At 70.7% G+C, this 16,412-nt stretch carries 16 protein-coding genes and 2 tRNA genes; 14 read left to right on the forward strand and 4 right to left on the reverse strand.

Going from position 1 to position 16,412, the window contains the following annotated elements:
* Nucleotides 1-256 precede the first annotated feature (256 nt).
* From gyrB to ABT160_RS08765, 6 genes are all read left to right on the forward strand, one after another.
* On the forward strand, nt 257-2,299 hold the full coding sequence (gene gyrB, locus ABT160_RS08740) for a DNA topoisomerase (ATP-hydrolyzing) subunit B (RefSeq protein ID WP_351645318.1): 2,043 nt from the start codon (nt 257-259) through the stop codon (nt 2,297-2,299).
* 41 nt (nt 2,300-2,340) lie between these two features.
* A complete protein-coding gene (gene gyrA / locus ABT160_RS08745; protein WP_351645321.1) occupies nt 2,341-4,932 on the forward strand; it encodes a DNA gyrase subunit A in 2,592 nt (863 codons plus the stop codon).
* A gap of 96 nt (nt 4,933-5,028) precedes the next feature.
* Nucleotides 5,029-5,583, forward strand: a complete 555-nt coding sequence (locus tag ABT160_RS08750; RefSeq protein ID WP_351645324.1) for a DUF3566 domain-containing protein — start codon at nt 5,029-5,031, stop codon at nt 5,581-5,583.
* Nucleotides 5,584-5,683: 100 nt separating this feature from the next.
* A tRNA-Ile gene (locus tag ABT160_RS08755) sits at nt 5,684-5,757 on the forward strand.
* Between the two features lie 181 nt (nt 5,758-5,938).
* On the forward strand, nt 5,939-6,073 hold the full coding sequence (locus ABT160_RS08760; protein WP_003958712.1) for a DLW-39 family protein: 135 nt from the start codon (nt 5,939-5,941) through the stop codon (nt 6,071-6,073).
* 230 nt (nt 6,074-6,303) lie between these two features.
* Complete coding sequence (locus ABT160_RS08765) at nt 6,304-7,581, forward strand: hypothetical protein (protein WP_351645326.1); 1,278 nt, start codon at nt 6,304-6,306, stop codon at nt 7,579-7,581.
* A 96-nt stretch (nt 7,582-7,677) separates the two neighbouring features.
* Here the strand turns inward: ABT160_RS08765 and ABT160_RS08770 are convergent, their stop codons facing one another.
* Both ABT160_RS08770 and ABT160_RS08775 read right to left on the reverse strand, forming a co-directional pair.
* Nucleotides 7,678-9,279 (reverse strand): serine/threonine-protein kinase, encoded by a 1,602-nt coding sequence (locus tag ABT160_RS08770; RefSeq protein ID WP_351645328.1) that lies wholly within the window; start codon nt 9,277-9,279, stop codon nt 7,678-7,680.
* Nucleotides 9,280-9,429: 150 nt separating this feature from the next.
* Nucleotides 9,430-9,978 (reverse strand): helix-turn-helix domain-containing protein, encoded by a 549-nt coding sequence (locus ABT160_RS08775; protein ID WP_351645330.1) that lies wholly within the window; start codon nt 9,976-9,978, stop codon nt 9,430-9,432.
* A gap of 130 nt (nt 9,979-10,108) precedes the next feature.
* On the opposite strand from ABT160_RS08775, the gene ABT160_RS08780 reads away from it, so the two are divergent.
* Both ABT160_RS08780 and ABT160_RS08785 read left to right on the forward strand, forming a co-directional pair.
* Nucleotides 10,109-10,181, forward strand: a tRNA-Ala gene (locus ABT160_RS08780).
* Nucleotides 10,182-10,407: 226 nt separating this feature from the next.
* The gene (locus tag ABT160_RS08785; RefSeq protein WP_351645333.1) at nt 10,408-10,746 is read left to right on the forward strand and encodes a DUF6344 domain-containing protein; all 339 of its coding nucleotides are present in this window, start codon (nt 10,408-10,410) and stop codon (nt 10,744-10,746) included.
* 62 nt (nt 10,747-10,808) lie between these two features.
* Here ABT160_RS08785 and ABT160_RS08790 read toward each other — a convergent pair whose 3' ends face one another.
* The gene (locus tag ABT160_RS08790) at nt 10,809-11,501 is read right to left on the reverse strand and encodes a DUF5324 family protein (protein ID WP_351645336.1); all 693 of its coding nucleotides are present in this window, start codon (nt 11,499-11,501) and stop codon (nt 10,809-10,811) included.
* Between the two features lie 274 nt (nt 11,502-11,775).
* Between ABT160_RS08790 and ABT160_RS08795 the strand changes: the two genes are divergently transcribed.
* Together ABT160_RS08795 and ABT160_RS08800 are read left to right on the forward strand one after the other, a co-directional pair.
* Complete coding sequence (locus ABT160_RS08795; protein WP_351645338.1) at nt 11,776-12,303, forward strand: peptidylprolyl isomerase; 528 nt, start codon at nt 11,776-11,778, stop codon at nt 12,301-12,303.
* A 98-nt stretch (nt 12,304-12,401) separates the two neighbouring features.
* The gene (locus ABT160_RS08800) at nt 12,402-13,259 is read left to right on the forward strand and encodes a rhomboid family intramembrane serine protease (RefSeq protein ID WP_351645340.1); all 858 of its coding nucleotides are present in this window, start codon (nt 12,402-12,404) and stop codon (nt 13,257-13,259) included.
* A gap of 324 nt (nt 13,260-13,583) precedes the next feature.
* On the opposite strand, the gene crgA is transcribed toward ABT160_RS08800, so the two are convergent.
* Nucleotides 13,584-13,844: a cell division protein CrgA gene (gene crgA, locus ABT160_RS08805; protein WP_351645342.1), complete on the reverse strand. Its 261-nt coding sequence runs from the start codon at nt 13,842-13,844 to the stop codon at nt 13,584-13,586.
* A 140-nt stretch (nt 13,845-13,984) separates the two neighbouring features.
* Here crgA and ABT160_RS08810 point away from each other — a divergent pair, with 140 nt between their 5' ends.
* The 4 genes from ABT160_RS08810 to ABT160_RS08825 all read left to right on the forward strand — a co-directional run bounded on the left by ABT160_RS08810 (nt 13,985) and on the right by ABT160_RS08825 (nt 16,358).
* Nucleotides 13,985-14,752, forward strand: a complete 768-nt coding sequence (locus ABT160_RS08810; RefSeq protein WP_351645344.1) for a DUF881 domain-containing protein — start codon at nt 13,985-13,987, stop codon at nt 14,750-14,752.
* A gap of 53 nt (nt 14,753-14,805) precedes the next feature.
* Nucleotides 14,806-15,498 carry a class E sortase gene (locus ABT160_RS08815; RefSeq protein ID WP_351645346.1) on the forward strand — a complete coding sequence of 231 codons (693 nt, stop codon included), beginning with the start codon at nt 14,806-14,808 and terminating at the stop codon, nt 15,496-15,498.
* 63 nt (nt 15,499-15,561) lie between these two features.
* Nucleotides 15,562-15,723 (forward strand): hypothetical protein, encoded by a 162-nt coding sequence (locus ABT160_RS08820; RefSeq protein WP_351645349.1) that lies wholly within the window; start codon nt 15,562-15,564, stop codon nt 15,721-15,723.
* Nucleotides 15,720-16,358 (forward strand): aminodeoxychorismate/anthranilate synthase component II, encoded by a 639-nt coding sequence (locus ABT160_RS08825; protein WP_351645351.1) that lies wholly within the window; start codon nt 15,720-15,722, stop codon nt 16,356-16,358. Before ABT160_RS08820 ends, ABT160_RS08825 begins: the two co-directional genes overlap by 4 nt.
* Nucleotides 16,359-16,412: the final 54 nt, after the last annotated feature.

Below are 16,412 nucleotides of genomic sequence, written 5' to 3' on the forward strand. Positions count from 1 at the left end.
CCCTGTTGTCCACAGGGCGCCCGGAAGTGTCCACAACCCGTCACTGACCGAAGCCCTACGTGCCGGTGTGAGGCTTCTGGAGCCCCCGGGCGCATATGGGGAGTCGGAACGGTCCGGTTCAGGGCGGCACATGCGGACTCAGGTACCGGCAAACCCCCATTCGTGTCAGCGGTACCGGTAGACTGGTAAGTAATCCCGCCCACTGCGGAACATGTCGAACGACGCAGCCGCTCCCGCATGCCCGGAGAGACGGCCTGTGCTGTGCCAGAAAGGGCGCTTCGTGGCCGATTCCGGCAACCCCAACGAGACCAATCAGTCCGCCACCACTGGGTCGTACGACGCCAGCGCGATCACCGTCCTCGAGGGTCTGGACGCGGTCCGCAAGCGTCCCGGCATGTACATCGGCTCGACCGGTGAGCGCGGACTCCACCACCTCGTCTACGAGGTCGTGGACAACTCCGTCGACGAGGCCCTGGCCGGGCACGCGGACACCATCGACGTGACGATCCTGCCCGACGGCGGCGTGCGCGTGATCGACAACGGTCGCGGCATCCCGGTGGACATGCACCCGGTGGAGAAGAAGCCGGCCGTCGAGGTCGTGCTCACCGTGCTGCACGCGGGCGGCAAGTTCGGCGGCGGCGGCTACGCCGTCTCCGGCGGTCTGCACGGCGTCGGCGTCTCCGTGGTGAACGCCCTGTCGACGAAGGTCTCGGTGGAGATCGAGCGCGACGGCTACCGCTGGACGCAGGACTACAAGCAGGGCGTGCCCACCGCCCCCCTGGCCAAGCACGAGGAGGTGTCCTCGTCCGGCACGTCGGTGACCTTCTGGGCCGACGCGGACATCTTCGAGACGACCGAGTACTCCTTCGAGACGCTCTCGCGCCGCTTCCAGGAGATGGCCTTCCTCAACAAGGGCCTGACCATCAAGCTGACGGACGAGCGCGAGTCGGCGAAGGCGGTCGCGGGCGCGGACACCGCCGAGGAGTCGGACGACGACCAGGTCCGTACGGTCACGTACCACTACGAGGGCGGCATCGTCGACTTCGTGAAGTACCTCAACTCGCGCAAGGGCGAGCTGATCCACCCGTCCGTCATCGACATCGAGTCCGAGGACAAGGAGCGCATGCTCTCGGCCGAGATCGCGATGCAGTGGAACTCGCAGTACAGCGAGGGGGTGTACTCCTTCGCCAACACGATCCACACGCACGAGGGCGGCACCCACGAGGAGGGCTTCCGGGCCGCCATGACGGGTCTGGTCAACCGCTACGCGCGCGACAAGAAGCTGCTCCGCGAGAAGGACGACAACCTCACCGGCGAGGACATCCGCGAGGGTCTGACCGCGATCATCTCGGTCAAGCTGGGCGAGCCGCAGTTCGAGGGACAGACGAAGACCAAGCTGGGCAACACGGAGGCCAAGACCTTCGTGCAGAAGGTCGTGCACGAGCACCTGACCGACTGGTTCGACCGCAACCCGAACGAGGCCGCGGACATCATCCGCAAGGGCATCGCCGCCGCCACCGCGCGCGTGGCCGCCCGCAAGGCGCGCGACCTGACCCGCCGCAAGGGCCTGCTGGAGTCGGCGTCGCTGCCGGGCAAGCTCTCCGACTGCCAGTCGAACGACCCCACCAAGTGCGAGATCTTCATCGTCGAGGGTGACTCCGCCGGCGGCTCGGCCAAGTCCGGCCGCAACCCGATGTACCAGGCCATCCTGCCGATCCGCGGCAAGATCCTGAACGTCGAGAAGGCCCGGGTCGACAAGATCCTGCAGAACACCGAGGTCCAGGCGCTGATCAGCGCGTTCGGTACAGGTGTGCACGAGGACTTCGACATCGAGAAGCTCCGCTACCACAAGATCATCCTGATGGCGGACGCCGACGTCGACGGCCAGCACATCAACACCCTGCTGCTCACCTTCCTGTTCCGCTTCATGCGGCCGCTGGTCGAGGCCGGGCACGTGTACCTGTCCCGCCCGCCGCTGTACAAGATCAAGTGGGGTCGCGACGACTTCGAGTACGCCTACTCGGACCGCGAGCGCGACGCGCTGGTGGAGATCGGCAAGCAGGGCGGCAAGCGCATCAAGGAAGACTCGATCCAGCGCTTCAAGGGTCTGGGCGAGATGAACGCTGAGGAGCTGCGCGTCACCACCATGGACGTCGAGCACCGCGTGCTGGGCCAGGTCACCCTGGACGACGCCGCGCAGGCCGACGACCTGTTCTCGGTGCTGATGGGCGAGGACGTCGAGGCCCGGCGCTCCTTCATCCAGCGCAACGCCAAGGACGTTCGCTTCCTCGACATCTGAGTCGGTCCCCGCTGACCGTACGAAAGGACTGACGACCAGCAATGGCCGACGAGAACACTCCCACCACCGCCGACACCGAGGAACCGCAGCTGCGGATCGAGCCCGTCGGGCTCGAGACGGAGATGCAGCGCTCGTACCTCGACTACGCGATGTCCGTCATCGTCTCGCGCGCGCTGCCGGACGTGCGGGACGGCCTCAAGCCCGTCCACCGCCGCGTGCTGTACGCGATGTACGACGGCGGGTACCGGCCCGAGAAGGGCTTCTACAAGTGCGCCCGCGTCGTCGGCGACGTCATGGGTACGTACCACCCGCACGGCGACTCCTCCATCTACGACGCCCTGGTCCGGCTGGCCCAGCCGTGGTCGATGCGCATGCCGCTGGTCGACTCCAACGGCAACTTCGGCTCCCCGGGCAACGACCCGGCCGCCGCCATGCGCTACACCGAGTGCAAGATGGCGCCGCTGTCGATGGAGATGGTCCGCGACATCGACGAGGAGACCGTCGACTTCACGGACAACTACGACGGCCGCAACCAGGAGCCGACGGTCCTGCCGGCGCGCTTCCCGAACCTGCTGGTCAACGGCTCCGCGGGCATCGCGGTCGGCATGGCCACCAACATCCCGCCGCACAACCTGCGCGAGGTGGCGGCCGGTGCCCAGTGGTACCTGGAGAACCCCGAGGCCTCGCACGAGGAACTCCTGGACGCGCTGATCGAGCGCATCAAGGGCCCCGACTTCCCCACCGGCGCCCTCGTGGTCGGCCGCAAGGGCATCGAGGAGGCCTACCGCACCGGGCGCGGCTCCATCACCATGCGCGCGGTGGTCGAGGTCGAAGAGATCCAGAACCGCCAGTGCCTGGTGGTCACGGAGCTGCCCTACCAGACCAACCCGGACAACCTCGCCCAGAAGATCGCCGACCTCGTCAAGGACGGCAAGGTCGGCGGCATCGCGGACGTCCGCGACGAGACCTCCTCGCGCACCGGCCAGCGCCTGGTCATCGTGCTCAAGCGCGACGCGGTCGCCAAGGTCGTCCTGAACAACCTGTACAAGCACACCGACCTGCAGACGAACTTCGGCGCCAACATGCTGGCGCTCGTCGACGGCGTGCCGCGCACCCTCTCCCTGGACGCGTTCATCCGCCACTGGGTGCACCACCAGGTCGAGGTCATCGTCCGGCGCACCCGCTTCCGGCTGCGCAAGGCCGAGGAGCGCGCCCACATCCTGCGCGGCCTGCTCAAGGCGCTCGACGCCATCGACGAGGTCATCGCGCTGATCCGGCGCAGCGCCACCGTCGACGTCGCGCGCGAGGGCCTGATGGGCCTGCTGCAGATCGACGAGATCCAGGCCAACGCCATCCTGGAGATGCAGCTGCGCCGGCTGGCCGCCCTGGAGCGCCAGAAGATCGTCGCCGAGCACGACGAGCTCCAGGCCAAGATCAACGAGTACAACGGGATCCTGGCCTCCCCGGAGAAGCAGCGCACCATCATCAGCGAGGAACTGGCGCTGATCGTGGACAAGTTCGGCGACGACCGCCGCTCGCAGCTGGTGCCCTTCGACGGTGACATGTCCATCGAGGACCTGATCGCCGAGGAGGACATCGTCGTCACGATCACCCACGGCGGTTACGTCAAGCGCACCAAGACCGAGGACTACCGCTCGCAGAAGCGCGGCGGCAAGGGCGTGCGCGGCACGAAGCTGAAGCAGGACGACCTGGTCGACCACTTCTTCGTGTCCACCACCCACCACTGGCTGCTGTTCTTCACGAACAAGGGCCGCGTCTACCGCGCCAAGGCGTACGAGCTGCCCGACGCGGGCCGCGACGCGCGCGGCCAGCACGTCGCCAACCTGCTGGCCTTCCAGCCGGACGAGAAGATCGCCCAGATCCTCGCCATCCGGGACTACGAGGCCGCGCCGTACCTGGTCCTCGCGACCAAGGCCGGCCTGGTCAAGAAGACCTCGCTCAAGGACTACGACTCGCCCCGCTCCGGCGGCGTCATCGCGATCAACCTGCGCGAGACCGAGGACGGCCAGGACGACGAGCTGATCGGCGCGGAGCTGGCCTCGGCCGAGGACGACCTCCTGCTCATCAGCAAGAAGGCCCAGTCGATCCGGTTCACCGCTACGGACGATTCGCTGCGCCCGATGGGCCGTGCCACCTCGGGCGTCAAGGGGATGAGTTTCCGCGAGGGGGACGAGCTCCTCTCGATGAATGTCGTGCGGCCCGGTACTTTCGTGTTCACCGCGACGGACGGTGGGTACGCCAAGCGCACCGCCGTCGACGAGTACCGCGTCCAGGGCCGCGGCGGCCTCGGCATCAAGGCCGCCAAGATCGTGGAGGACCGCGGCTCGCTCGTCGGCGCGCTGGTGGTCGAGGAGGGCGACGAGATCCTCGCCATCACGCTGTCCGGTGGTGTGATTCGTACGCGAGTCAACGAAGTCAGGGAGACGGGCCGTGACACCATGGGCGTCCAACTGATCAACCTGGGCAAGCGGGATGCCGTCGTCGGCATCGCCCGCAACGCCGAGGCCGGGGCCGAGGCCGACGAGGTCGACGGCGTCGAGGACGCCGAAATCGGCGCCACCGCCGAAGCTGCCGAGGGCGCCGAGCCCTCGGTCGGGGAGCACGAGGAGTAGAGCGTGAGTGGAGCCACGGGCGCCGGACAGGCTTCCGCCGGAGCAGCTGGAGCGAACGGTGCCCGTGGCCCTGCCACGGACTCCCAGGGGGTTACGGTGACGGACACTCGGGGCCCCAAGGCCTCCTACGAGACGTACGGCAACGGGCCGCTGCCCGGCGAGCGCGAGCAGCCCCAGGGCCCCGCGCAGCCGTACCACCCGCCGCAGGCGTACGGCGGCCAGGCGGCCGCCCAGGGCGGCGCGGTGCGCCGCCCGCGCACCGGGGCGCGCACCACGCCGCGCACCCGCAAGGCGCGCCTGCGGGTGGCCAAGGCCGATCCGTGGTCGGTGATGAAGGTCAGCTTCCTGCTCTCCATCGCGCTGGGCATCTGCACGGTCGTGGCGGCCGCGGTGCTGTGGATGGTCATGGACGCCATGGGTGTCTTCTCCACGGTCGGCGGCACCATCTCCGAGGCCACCGGCTCGAACGAGTCGAACGGCTTCGACCTGCAGTCCTTCCTGTCGCTGCCGCGCGTGCTGATCTTCACCTCGGTGATCGCGGTGATCGACGTGGTGCTGGCCACCGCGCTGGCCACGCTGGGCGCCTTCATCTACAACCTGTCCGCCGGCTTCGTCGGAGGGGTGGAGCTGACGCTCGCCGAGGACGAGTGAGCGGGCCGGGGGCCGCCCGGGAACCGATTTTGGGACTGGCCCCCACGTGCGCTAATCTTCAGGGGTCAGCGCGCGAGACGAAAACCTCGCAGAGCGCGGCGGGGCTATAGCTCAGTTGGTTAGAGCGCATCCCTGATAAGGATGAGGCCACAGGTTCAAATCCTGTTAGCCCCACAGTGTCGATCGGCCCGGACGGTTCTCCGTCCGGGCCGATCGCTTTGTACCGGTCGCTATGTCCTCGTATCACCCGTTCGGGGGCGTTAGTTGGGGCGTACGCAGGTCACCGATCGATATCGATCGGTGTGTATAGTCGGCGACAGAAGTCCCCTACGCCAAGGAAAGACGAGGTCGCGCGGTGAAGAAGCTCCTCCTGGTCGCACTGGCCGCCATCGGCGGGCTCCTCGTGTACCGCCAGATCCAGGCGGATCGCGCCGAGCAGGACCTGTGGACGGAGGCGACCGACTCCGTGCCCGCAGGTTCGGGTGTGTGACCCTCACAGAGGCAACAGTCTGATGCCGGAACCCCGGCCGCCCCAGAGGCGGCCGGGGTTCTGTGCGTCGCGGGGCCTGTGATGTTGCGTACGCGAACCCTTTCGTTGCTGTGGCAAATAGGTCGACCGGGGTGTTCCTTGTGGCCGTCCGCGCAGACAGGGCCGTGGCGGGCGGTGCAGGATGGCCCGGACCCGGCCGCGCAGGCCGCGGAGACGACGAGGGGAAGCACGTGACGAAGCGGTGCGGCAGGGGGCGGGCGGCGCTGGCCGGAGCGGCGGCGGTGTGCGTGGTCGCCGTGCTGCCCGGTGCCGCGTGGGCGGCCGGTGACGGCTACCGGTTCGCCGACGGGTCCGTGCCCGTCCAGGGCGCCCCGGGGACCGGCGGGGCACCGGAGTTGAAGGACCGGCAGCTCTACCGCTCCAGCCTGGCCAGCGGCGCGAAGCAGTACTACGCGGTGCGCCTGGACGCCCGGGAGGACGCGTACGTCTCCGTGACGGCCGTGCCCGGGGACGAGGGCGCCGCCGAGGACGCCAGCGACGGGTTCCGTACGGTCCTGGAGACCGCGGACCACGTCATGTGCGACGGGCAGCAGACCGCCAAGTTCGGCTCCACCGGGTACGCCCGCCGGCTCACCGCGGGCGCCGGGCGCACGCTGAAGCCGGGCAGCACGACCTGTGCGCAGGCGGGCACGTACTACCTGCGGGTCGAGCGCATCGGCCGCGGCGACCCCGGGGCCTGGGACCTGGAGATCCGCCACGTCACCGAGCCCGGCCTGACCGATCCCGGCGCGGCGGGCGGACCGGGCAGCACCCCCGCCGCCGCCCCGCCCTCCGCCGGGGCGCCCGTGGCCAAGGCGGGCGGGGCGGGCTTCGCCGACGCGGCGGCCGTCACCGCGGGCAGCTGGACCGCACGCGTCGAGCCCGGCCGCACCCTCTACTACCGGGTCCCCGTGAACTGGGGGCAGCAGCTGTCCGTCGCGGCCGACCTCGGGGCCAGCGCCAAGGACGGCGGCCCGGTCAGCGGCGCGGTCGAGGTCGAGCTGTTCAACCCGGCGCTCGGACAGGTGGACCAGAACAGCGGGCCGTACGACGACAAGGGGACGTCCCTGTCGCTGGAGCCGCTGCCCGCCGTCGCGTACGCCAACCGGTTCGCCTCCGGCGAGACGGCCGCGGCCGTGCGGTTCGCGGGCTGGTACTACGTGGCGGTCTCGCTCAGCCCCGAGGTGGCGCGGAGCTACGGCTCGCTGCCGCTCACGCTGCGGGTCGGCGTGACCGGAGAGGCCACGCGGGAGCCGGACTACGACGGGGATCCCGGGCCCTTCCGGCTCGCGGGCGGCTCCGGGCCGCTGGCCGGCGGCTCCGGCGCGAGCGGCTCCGACGGGGACGCGCGGGCCGCGACGATGCGGGTCGTCGCGGTGGCCGGGATCGGCACGGGATCCGTACTGCTGCTGGGGCTGGGGGCGTGGACGGTGCTGGCGCGGCGGCCGGGCCGGGCCCGGGGAGTCTGAAGACGCTCACCGGGACGCTCCTTGAGGGCACTCTCTCCGGGACGCTCCCCTAAGGCACTCCCCGAGGGCGTTCGCCGTGGCTTCGCGACCGCGCCTTCAGAGCTGGGTCAGTGCCCATAGGCCCACCGCCAGGCAGGCCAGCGCCACGATCAGCACCGGGACCGCCACCTTCGGGGGCGGTCCCGGTCGCCTGGGGCGCCCGGCGGCGTGCCGGGCCGGGGCGGGCTGGAGTGGAACCCCGGGGCCGGGAGCGGTGTATTGACGAGTGGGGGACTGATCGTGGAGTGGCCCGGCCGCCGGACCCGGTGACGCGCCGGGCGCGGCGGCGTACTGGGGGGAGGCCGTGTGCGCGGGGAAGTGGTCGGGGAGCCGGGTGGTCGGCGGGGTCGGCTGTTCGGCCGGGAGCGGCAGCCTGAAGCCGTCCCGGGCCGGGGGCCGCGGGGGCTGGGCCTGGCGCTCGGGCCGTTCCGCCTGCGCTTCGGGGTGGTCCTGGGGCGCGCGTTGCCGGAGCGGCTGGGCGGTGTGCCGGGAGGGCGCGGGGGCCGGTTCGGGGGCGTGGGGTACGGAGCCGGGTGCGGCGGGCCCGGGTGCGGCGGCGGCCTCCGGTGCGGCCCAGGCCTGGCCGGGGCCGGGGATGCCGGTACCGCTGTGGGGAGACTGCGGGCCGCTGGTGCCGGTGTGCCCGGTGTCGGTGCCGGTGGTGCCGCTGTCGGGGGCGTCCGGCGGGACGTCCGCCGGCGAGTCCGCGTCCGTGCCCGCGTGCGGATCCGGGTGCGCCCCGGCCGGGTCGGGGGCGGCCGCGTGGGCGGGGGCCCGGCGGGCCGGGCCCTCGGGGCCGAAACCGGCCGGGAGCGGGCCCAACTGGTCGAAGATCTCCACCGGTTCGTCGTCGAACGCGGGCTCGGGCAGCAGCTCCACGGCCGCCGCGAGCGCCTTGCGGGCCCCCGTGGCGGTGCGGAAGCGGGCGTCCGGGTCCGGCTGCAGCAGCCCGGCGAGCACCTGCCACAGCGGCTCGGGGACGCCCTGCGGGGCGCCCGGCGTGCCGTACGCCGTGAAGTGGTCCACCAGGGCCTTGGCGTCCGGCTTCTGACCCTCCAGCAGGTAGACGGCGACCAGGCCCGCCGCGAACAGGTCGGCCGGGAAGTCCGGCTCCGCGCCCTGCATCTGCTCGGGCGCGAAGTACCCGGGCGTCCCGACGACGTAGTTGGTCTCGGTCAGCCGGGGCTCGCCCTTGCGCATCGAGATCCCGAAGTCGGACAGCCGCAGGTGCGGCCGTCCGGTCCCGGTGGCCTCCAGCAGGATGTTGGCCGGCTTGATGTCGCGGTGCACGACCCCCTCCGCGTGCACCGCGGCCAGCCCGGCCAGCAGCTGGTCGAGCAGGACGCAGACCAGCCGCGCGGGCAGCGGGCCGTAGTCCCCTATGACGTGGGCCAGCGAGCCGCCGCCCACCAGGTCCATCGTGAACAGCACCTTGTCGTCGTCCGCGGCCCAGCTGGCCGGGGCGAGGACGTGCGGGTGGTCGATCCTCACGGCCTGCTCGCGCACGAAGCGCAACAGGGTGTGCGCGTCGCTCTGCTGCAGGACCTTGGCCGCGACGTACCGCTTGCGGCGGTGGTCCCAGGCGCGCCAGACCGCCCCGACGCCACCGCGTCCGATCGGATCGACCAGCTCGTACCGACCGGCGAAGACCTCACCCATTGCGCTGCGCCCGCTCCCCGTCACCCGTGCCGACGTCGTGTCCCGCTGCGTGCCGCCCGTACCGTCAGGACCGCGCGTACGGTCCTGACCGCTCGTGCTCCGGTCGGCCGCGGATCCGGCGTGGGGGCCGGCCGCGGACCCGGCCGCGGATCAGTTCTGGTGCGACTCGTAGTGGGCGACCGCGTCCGCGGTGCGCCCGGCGCCGTACACCCGGAGGAACTCTGCCAGTTCGGGATGGGTGGGGGCGAGGGAGTCGGCGGCGTCGATGATGTCGCCCGCCGCCGCGACCGAGCGCAGCAGCGACTGGATCTCGCGGACCACGCGCCGTACGGTCGGCGCCCCGGTGCTGGTGGTGGTCTGGCTCGGAGCCGTCAGGACGGAGCCGCCCTGGGACTTCTTGATCTCGTCCATGCGGTCCGTGGCCTCGGCGGCGCTTGCGCTGCCGTCGGCGACCTGGCCCGCGAGCTCCTGGAGGGCCTGTACGCGCTGGACCACGGCCGGGTTGCCGATCTTCGCGCGCTGACCGCTCATCAGCTGGGACAGCATGGGCGCCGACAGCCCGAGCACCGCGGCGAGCCGGGCCTGGTTGAGGCCCAGGTCGTCGATGAGCCGACGGAAGAGCGCCCCCAACGGCTCGCCGTACCAACTGCGTTGAAGTTCTCTCGCTCTCGCCGTGGCTTCCTGCTGTGCTGCATCCATTGCGTCTCCCCATCGCTTCGGTTCGCTGCTGCGAACCTAGTCGTGCATCTTACGGAGAGTGGTCGTCCACCGGGAGTCCCAATCCTTTTGCGGGATCCCCGGGGTGACCGGGTACTCTGGTCTGCGGCCAGGGGCCTTAGCTCAGTTGGTAGAGCGCTGTCTTTGCATGGCAGATGTCAGGGGTTCGACTCCCCTAGGCTCCACAGCGAAAAAATGCCCTCCGAACCTGCGGGAACGCAGCTTCGGAGGGCATTTTCGCGTCCTGGGCGGGCCGGGACGCGGGGGATTGGGCCAGCCGAGTGGTGTTCATCAGAAGATCTGCGCAGCGGTTGCGTCGCTCCCGGAAATCCCCGAATGCGTACACATCATGAGGAAGGTATGTAGATCGCTCCGCCCCGGAGCGCGACCCGAACCCGAAAGCGAGGGGTCATGGCCACCAAGGTCAAGACGTTCTGGACCGCCTTCATCACGCTGCTGCTCGCCGTTCTCGCCCCGCTCGGCCTGGCGACCTCCGCCACCGCCGCCCAGCGCCCCGCCGCCCAGAGCACGGAGGGCGCGGCCGACGCCGTCGCCACCGCCGTCCGGGCGGAGGTGCCCGTCCAGCGGGAAGCCTCGTACGCGGGAGTGGTGCGCGACCGGTCGCTGCCGCCCACGATCAAGCAGCGCATCGGCGCGGAGGCGCACGGCTCCTCGCCCTCGTCGCGCCACCTGTCGGCCGCGGCGCCGCTCGACACCGTCCTCACCGACCAGGTGCTCGCGGCCGCGTAGGGCGCCGGGAGCTCCAGGTCTCCCGACGCCCGTGACCGTGACCTACGCGGTACGGCCTGCGGTCAGCGACGCTCGTCGCCCTCCGCGGCCTCGGCCTCGGCCTGCTTGGCCTGCACCTCCGGGTCCAGGACCTCGTGGCCAGTGCCGTCGACGGAGGTCAGTGGAGTCCGGTCGGAGACCTCGGTGGGAGCCGGCGGCTCGACCAGCCAGTCCGGGTTGGCCTGCTTGTCCCACCACTTCCAGGCGGCGAAGGCGCCGCCCGCCAGAACGCCCAGGACCGCGAGGCCCTTGGCGAGGCGTCCGGCCCTGGCCCGACGCTCGTGCTTCCTGACGATCTTCTGAACTTCCTTGGCCGTCACCTGACCGCGCAGCGCGGCCAGAGCGGCGGCGGAGCGGGCCACGGCCTCGTCCCTCACGGGCGCAGCAGCCGCGACGGCCTGCTCGACACGCGGCACCGTGTAGTCAGCGGCCTGCCGCGCGGCCCTGCGGGTCCGGACCGCGGCACGATGCGCGGCCTCGTCGACCCTCGGGGGAACATGCGGCGCCACGTGGGCGCCGTACTGAACACGTGCCTGGTGCCGTGCTTGATGGGCGGCCTTGGAGACCTTGGGCGCGAGCCGTACGCGGGCCTCGTGCGCGTACTGCGCAGCCTGGTCCTTGGCCGTGCCTGCGTAGGGCGCCACCACTTCCGCGGCGTGCAGCACGCTGTCCTTCGCCGAGTCCGCGGCGGCGCGCACGCTGTCGATGCGGGTCACAGGATCCTCCTCCTCGGTGGCGGGGTCGTGAATTCGCCTATCCACCCTTTTCGAGATCATGCCTGTCGGCGCCCGATCCGGCATGCGCAACCGGGCATACGGGGCAATCCGCCGCAAGGGCGTGGTTCGCGGGGCAAGGAGAGCTCCCGTCGACGATGCCACGGTTCGCCTCCGCGCGCTCCCATACCGGGACGACTGACCCGCCTTTATCCGTAGTCGCCTGTTCCGTGCGAGGATCGGGAAACGTCAGAGCAGACTTACGGAAGGCAGGATCGTGGCCGAGCAGCTTTACGCCACCCTGAAGACGAACCACGGCGACATCGAGATCCGGTTGCTGCCGAACCACGCGCCGAAGACCGTCGCCAACTTCGTGGAACTCGCCCAGGGCGAGCGCGAGTGGGTGCACCCCCAGACCGGCAAGAAGTCCACGGACAAGCTCTACGACGGCACGGTCTTCCACCGCGTCATCAGCGGCTTCATGATCCAGGGCGGCGACCCGCTGGGCAACGGCACCGGCGGCCCGGGCTACAAGTTCGCGGACGAGTTCCACCCGGAGCTCGCCTTCGACAAGCCGTACCTGCTGGCGATGGCCAACGCCGGGCCGGGCACCAACGGCTCGCAGTTCTTCATCACGGTGGCCCCCACCGCGTGGCTGACCCGCAAGCACACCATCTTCGGCGAGGTCAGCAACGACGCCGGCAAGAAGGTCGTCGACGCGATCGCCGCGGCGCAGACCAACCCGCGCACGGACCGTCCGGTCCAGGACGTGGTGATCGAGTCGGTCGTCGTCGAGACCCGCTGACACACCCGCCCGGCGCGCGCGCCGGGGGAAACTTTTCGCCCCGCCCGTCCGTCAGGATGGGCGGGGCGGTGTGTTGAGCACGGCCAGGAAGGGACCCCATGGACCAGACCTGCTACCGGCATCCCGAGGTGGAGACCGGCATTCGCTGCACCCGCTGCGAGCGGCCGATCTGCCCGGAGTGCATGGTCAGCGCCTCCGTGGGATTCCAGTGCCCCGAGTGCGTACGGGACGGTTCGGGCACCGGGCACGCCCCGACGGCGAACCAGCCGCGCACGGTCGCGGGCTCGGCGGTCACCAAGGGCGACCCCAGACTGCTGACCAAGCTGCTGATCGGTGCCAACGTGCTGGTCTTCATCGCGGTCATGGCGCAGGGCAACCGGCTGGTCAGCGACCTGGCGATGCTGGGCGGATGGCCGCTGCCGCCGCGGTTCGTGACCGAGGGCGTGGCGGCCGGCCAGTGGTACCGCCTGGTGACCTCGATGTTCCTGCACCAGGAGGTCTGGCACATCGGGTTCAACATGCTCAGCCTGTGGTGGCTGGGCGGGCCGCTGGAGGCCCAGCTGGGCCGGCTCCGGTTCCTGGCGCTGTACCTGCTGTCGGGTCTGGCGGGCAGCGCCTGCGTCTACCTCTTCGCCGACCCCAACTCGTTCACGCTCGGCGCGTCGGGCGCGGTATTCGGCCTGTTCGGCGCCACGGCGGTGCTGATGCGGCGGATGCGCTACGACATGCGCCCGCTGATCGCGATCCTCGCGGTGAACCTGCTCATCACGTTCATGACGCCCGGGATCTCCTGGCAGGCGCACATCGGCGGCCTGGTCGCGGGCGGCGCCATGGCCTTCGGCATCCTGCTGCCCGCGCCCCGCGAGAAGCGCGCGCTGGTGCAGGCCGGGACCTTCGCGGTGACGGCCGTGGTGATCCTGGTGGTGGTCCTGGCCCGGACGGCCGCGCTCACCTGAGACGGCGGCCGGGCCGCCGGCCCGGCGCTGTGCGGCGCGGTACCGGTCCCGCTCACCTGAGACCGGTTGTGCACAAGCTTTCCCCACCGTTGTCCACAGCGGGTGCCGGATTGTGCGCACCCTGTGGGGAACAGCAGTGCCCCTTGTCCCCGGCGTGGGTTTCCCCAGCAGGGACAAGGGGCGAAGGCTGGTGGGCCAAAGGTCCCGCAGTCACATCGGCGTCAACACGATGCGAGTTATCCACAGATCGTCTGACCTTTTCCCCAGTGTGGACAACGCTGTGGATAACTCAGGGCAGAACTTGACGTGCGGGGTGCGGAGCAGCTACTTCCACTGGGTGGAGACGCCGAAGCCGCCCGCGATGAAGCCGAAGCCGACCACGATGTTCCAGTTGCGGATCGACTTGATCGGCAGCGAGCCGTCGGTGACGTAGAAGACCACGATCCACGCCAGGCCGACCAGGAACAGTGCCAGCATCACCGGGGCGACCCAGCTGCGGTTGCCGAGCTTGATGCTGGTCGCCTGCTTCGTCGTCGCCGGCGGCGGCGTGAAGTCGGCCTTCTTGCGGATACGTGACTTCGGCACGAGGGACTCTCCTGTCGATGCGCTGCGTGACCGCGCAGGGAACTGTGGCTGGCGCCCCGGCGGGGGCGAGGGGGACCGTGACCTCCCCCGGGCGTCCGTTAGCGTAGTGCTTCCGCGGCGTCTGAGGAGAGCAGGGTACGTTGAGCAATTCTGCCGACTCCCCGTCCGGACCCGCGCGCACCACCCGGTGGAGGCCCGTCCGGGTCCTCACGGCCGCCGTCTTCGCCCTCGCCGGGCTGATCTTCGTGACGAGCTTCAACACGGCCAAGGGCACCAACATCCGCACCGACGCCTCCCTGCTGAAGCTCTCCGACCTCATCCAGGAGCGCAGCGGCAAGAACGCCGGCCTGGAGGAGTCCACCGCGGCCGTGCGCGGCGACGTCGACGCGCTCGCCCGGCGCGACGACGGCTCCACCAAGGCCGAGGACGAGAAGCTCGGCGCGCTGGAGCGGACCGCGGGCACCACGCCCCTGAAGGGCGAGGGCCTCACCGTCACCCTCAACGACGCCCCGCCCGGCGCCCAGGCCGCCCCCGGCTACCCCGAGCCGCAGGCCAACGACCTGGTCATCCACCAGCAGGACCTCCAGGCCGTCGTGAACGCCCTGTGGAAGGGCGGCGCCCAGGGCATCCAGGTCATGGACCAGCGCCTGATCTCCACCAGCGCCGTCCGCTGCGTCGGCAACACGCTGATCCTCCAGGGCCGCGTCTACTCGCCGCCGTACAAGATCACCGCGGTCGGCGGAACCGGCGCGCTGCAGAAGGCGCTCGGCGCGTCGCCCGCCCTGCAGAACTACCAGCTGTACGTGAAGGCGTACGGGCTCGGCTGGAAAGTCGACGAGCACCGGGCGATGACTCTCCCCGGCTACTCGGGCACAGTGGATCTCCACTACGCGAAGCCGGTGGGCTAGCCGCCCCGCGAAGCCGGTGAGCCAGCCGCCCGGGGAAACCGTTGGGGGAGCCGATGTCGGTGCGCGCGGTCGTCAGGACGTTCAGCGAGCTGTGCATCACCGTCGGCGCCCTGATCGTGCTGTTCGTGGTGTACGTACTGTTCTGGACCGGAGTGAAGGCCGTCGGCGCCACCGACGACCAGGTCCGCGGGCTGCAGGACGCGTGGGCGCGCGGCCCCGTCGCCTCCGCCCCGCCCGCCGGAGGCTCCCCGGCCGCGCCGCCCCCGCCCGCGTACCGGTCCGGCAAGGCCTTCGCCGTCATGTACGTGCCCCGCTTCGGCAAGGGCTGGGACTGGCCCGTCCTGGAGGGCACCGCGGTACCCACCCTGCAGAAGGGCCTCGGGCACTACGCCGGCACCGCCCGGCTCGGCCAGACCGGCAACTTCGCGGTCGCCGGCCACCGGCGCACCTACGGCGACCCGTTCAAGGACTTCCCCGAGCTGCGCCCCGGCGACCCGATCGTGCTGACCGACGGCACGACGTGGTTCACCTACCGGGTCGACGGCAAGCCGTACCGCACGGTGCCCGGTGACACCGCGGTCATCGACCCGGTGCCGCGCAAGTCCGGATTCGACGGGCCCGGGCGCTATCTGACCCTGACGACCTGCGACCCCGAGTGGGGCAGCAGCCACCGGCTGATCGCGTGGGCGCACCTGGACGCCACCCAGCCCGTGACACGGGGCAGGCCGCGAGCTTTGGACAGCTGACCCAAGTGTCGGCCCCGACCCTTAGTCTGGTGCGGTAACGATACGGAAGGGACACGAGGCGTCATGTACGGCTGGATCTGGCGGCACCTGCCGGGCAATGCGTGGGTGAAGGCCCTCATTTCGCTCGTCCTGGTGCTCGCGGTCGTCTACGTGCTCTTCCAGTACGTGTTCCCCTGGGCGGAGCCACTGCTTCCGTTCAACGATGTGACGGTGGACGGCCAGTGAGCTCTCGGATTCTCGTCGTCGACAACTACGACAGCTTCGTCTTCAACCTCGTTCAGTACCTCTACCAGCTCGGTGCCGAGTGCGAGGTCGTGCGCAACGACCAGGTCTCCCTCGCGCACGCCCAGGACGGCTTCGACGGCGTCCTGCTCTCGCCCGGCCCCGGCACCCCCGAAGAGGCCGGCATCTGCGTCGAGATGGTGCGCCACTGCGCCGACACCGGCGTCCCCGTCTTCGGCGTCTGCCTGGGCATGCAGTCGATGGCCGTGGCGTACGGCGGCGTCGTCGACCGCGCCCCCGAACTGCTGCACGGCAAGACGTCCCCGGTCGTGCACGGCGGCAAGGGCGTCTTCGCCGGACTGCCCTCGCCCTTCACGGCCACCCGGTACCACTCGCTGGCCGCCGAACCCGCCGCCCTGCCGGACGTCCTCGAGGTCACCGCGCGCACCGAGGACGGCATCATCATGGGCCTGCGCCACCGCGAGCTGGCCGTCGAGGGCGTGCAGTTCCACCCCGAGTCCGTGCTGACCGAGCACGGCCACCTGATGCTGGCCAACTGGCTGGAGCAGTGCGGGGACACCGGCGCCGTGGACCGGTCCGCGGGACTCGCGCCGGTGGTGGGCAAGGCCGTCGCGTGACCGCGCTGCGCCCGGAGCCGCCGGGGCAGCGCGGGGAGCACCAGTCGCCGTGGT

Origin of the sequence: Streptomyces sp. NPDC001941 (genome assembly GCF_040296945.1) — a bacterium.
Lineage (GTDB): Bacteria > Actinomycetota > Actinomycetes > Streptomycetales > Streptomycetaceae > Streptomyces.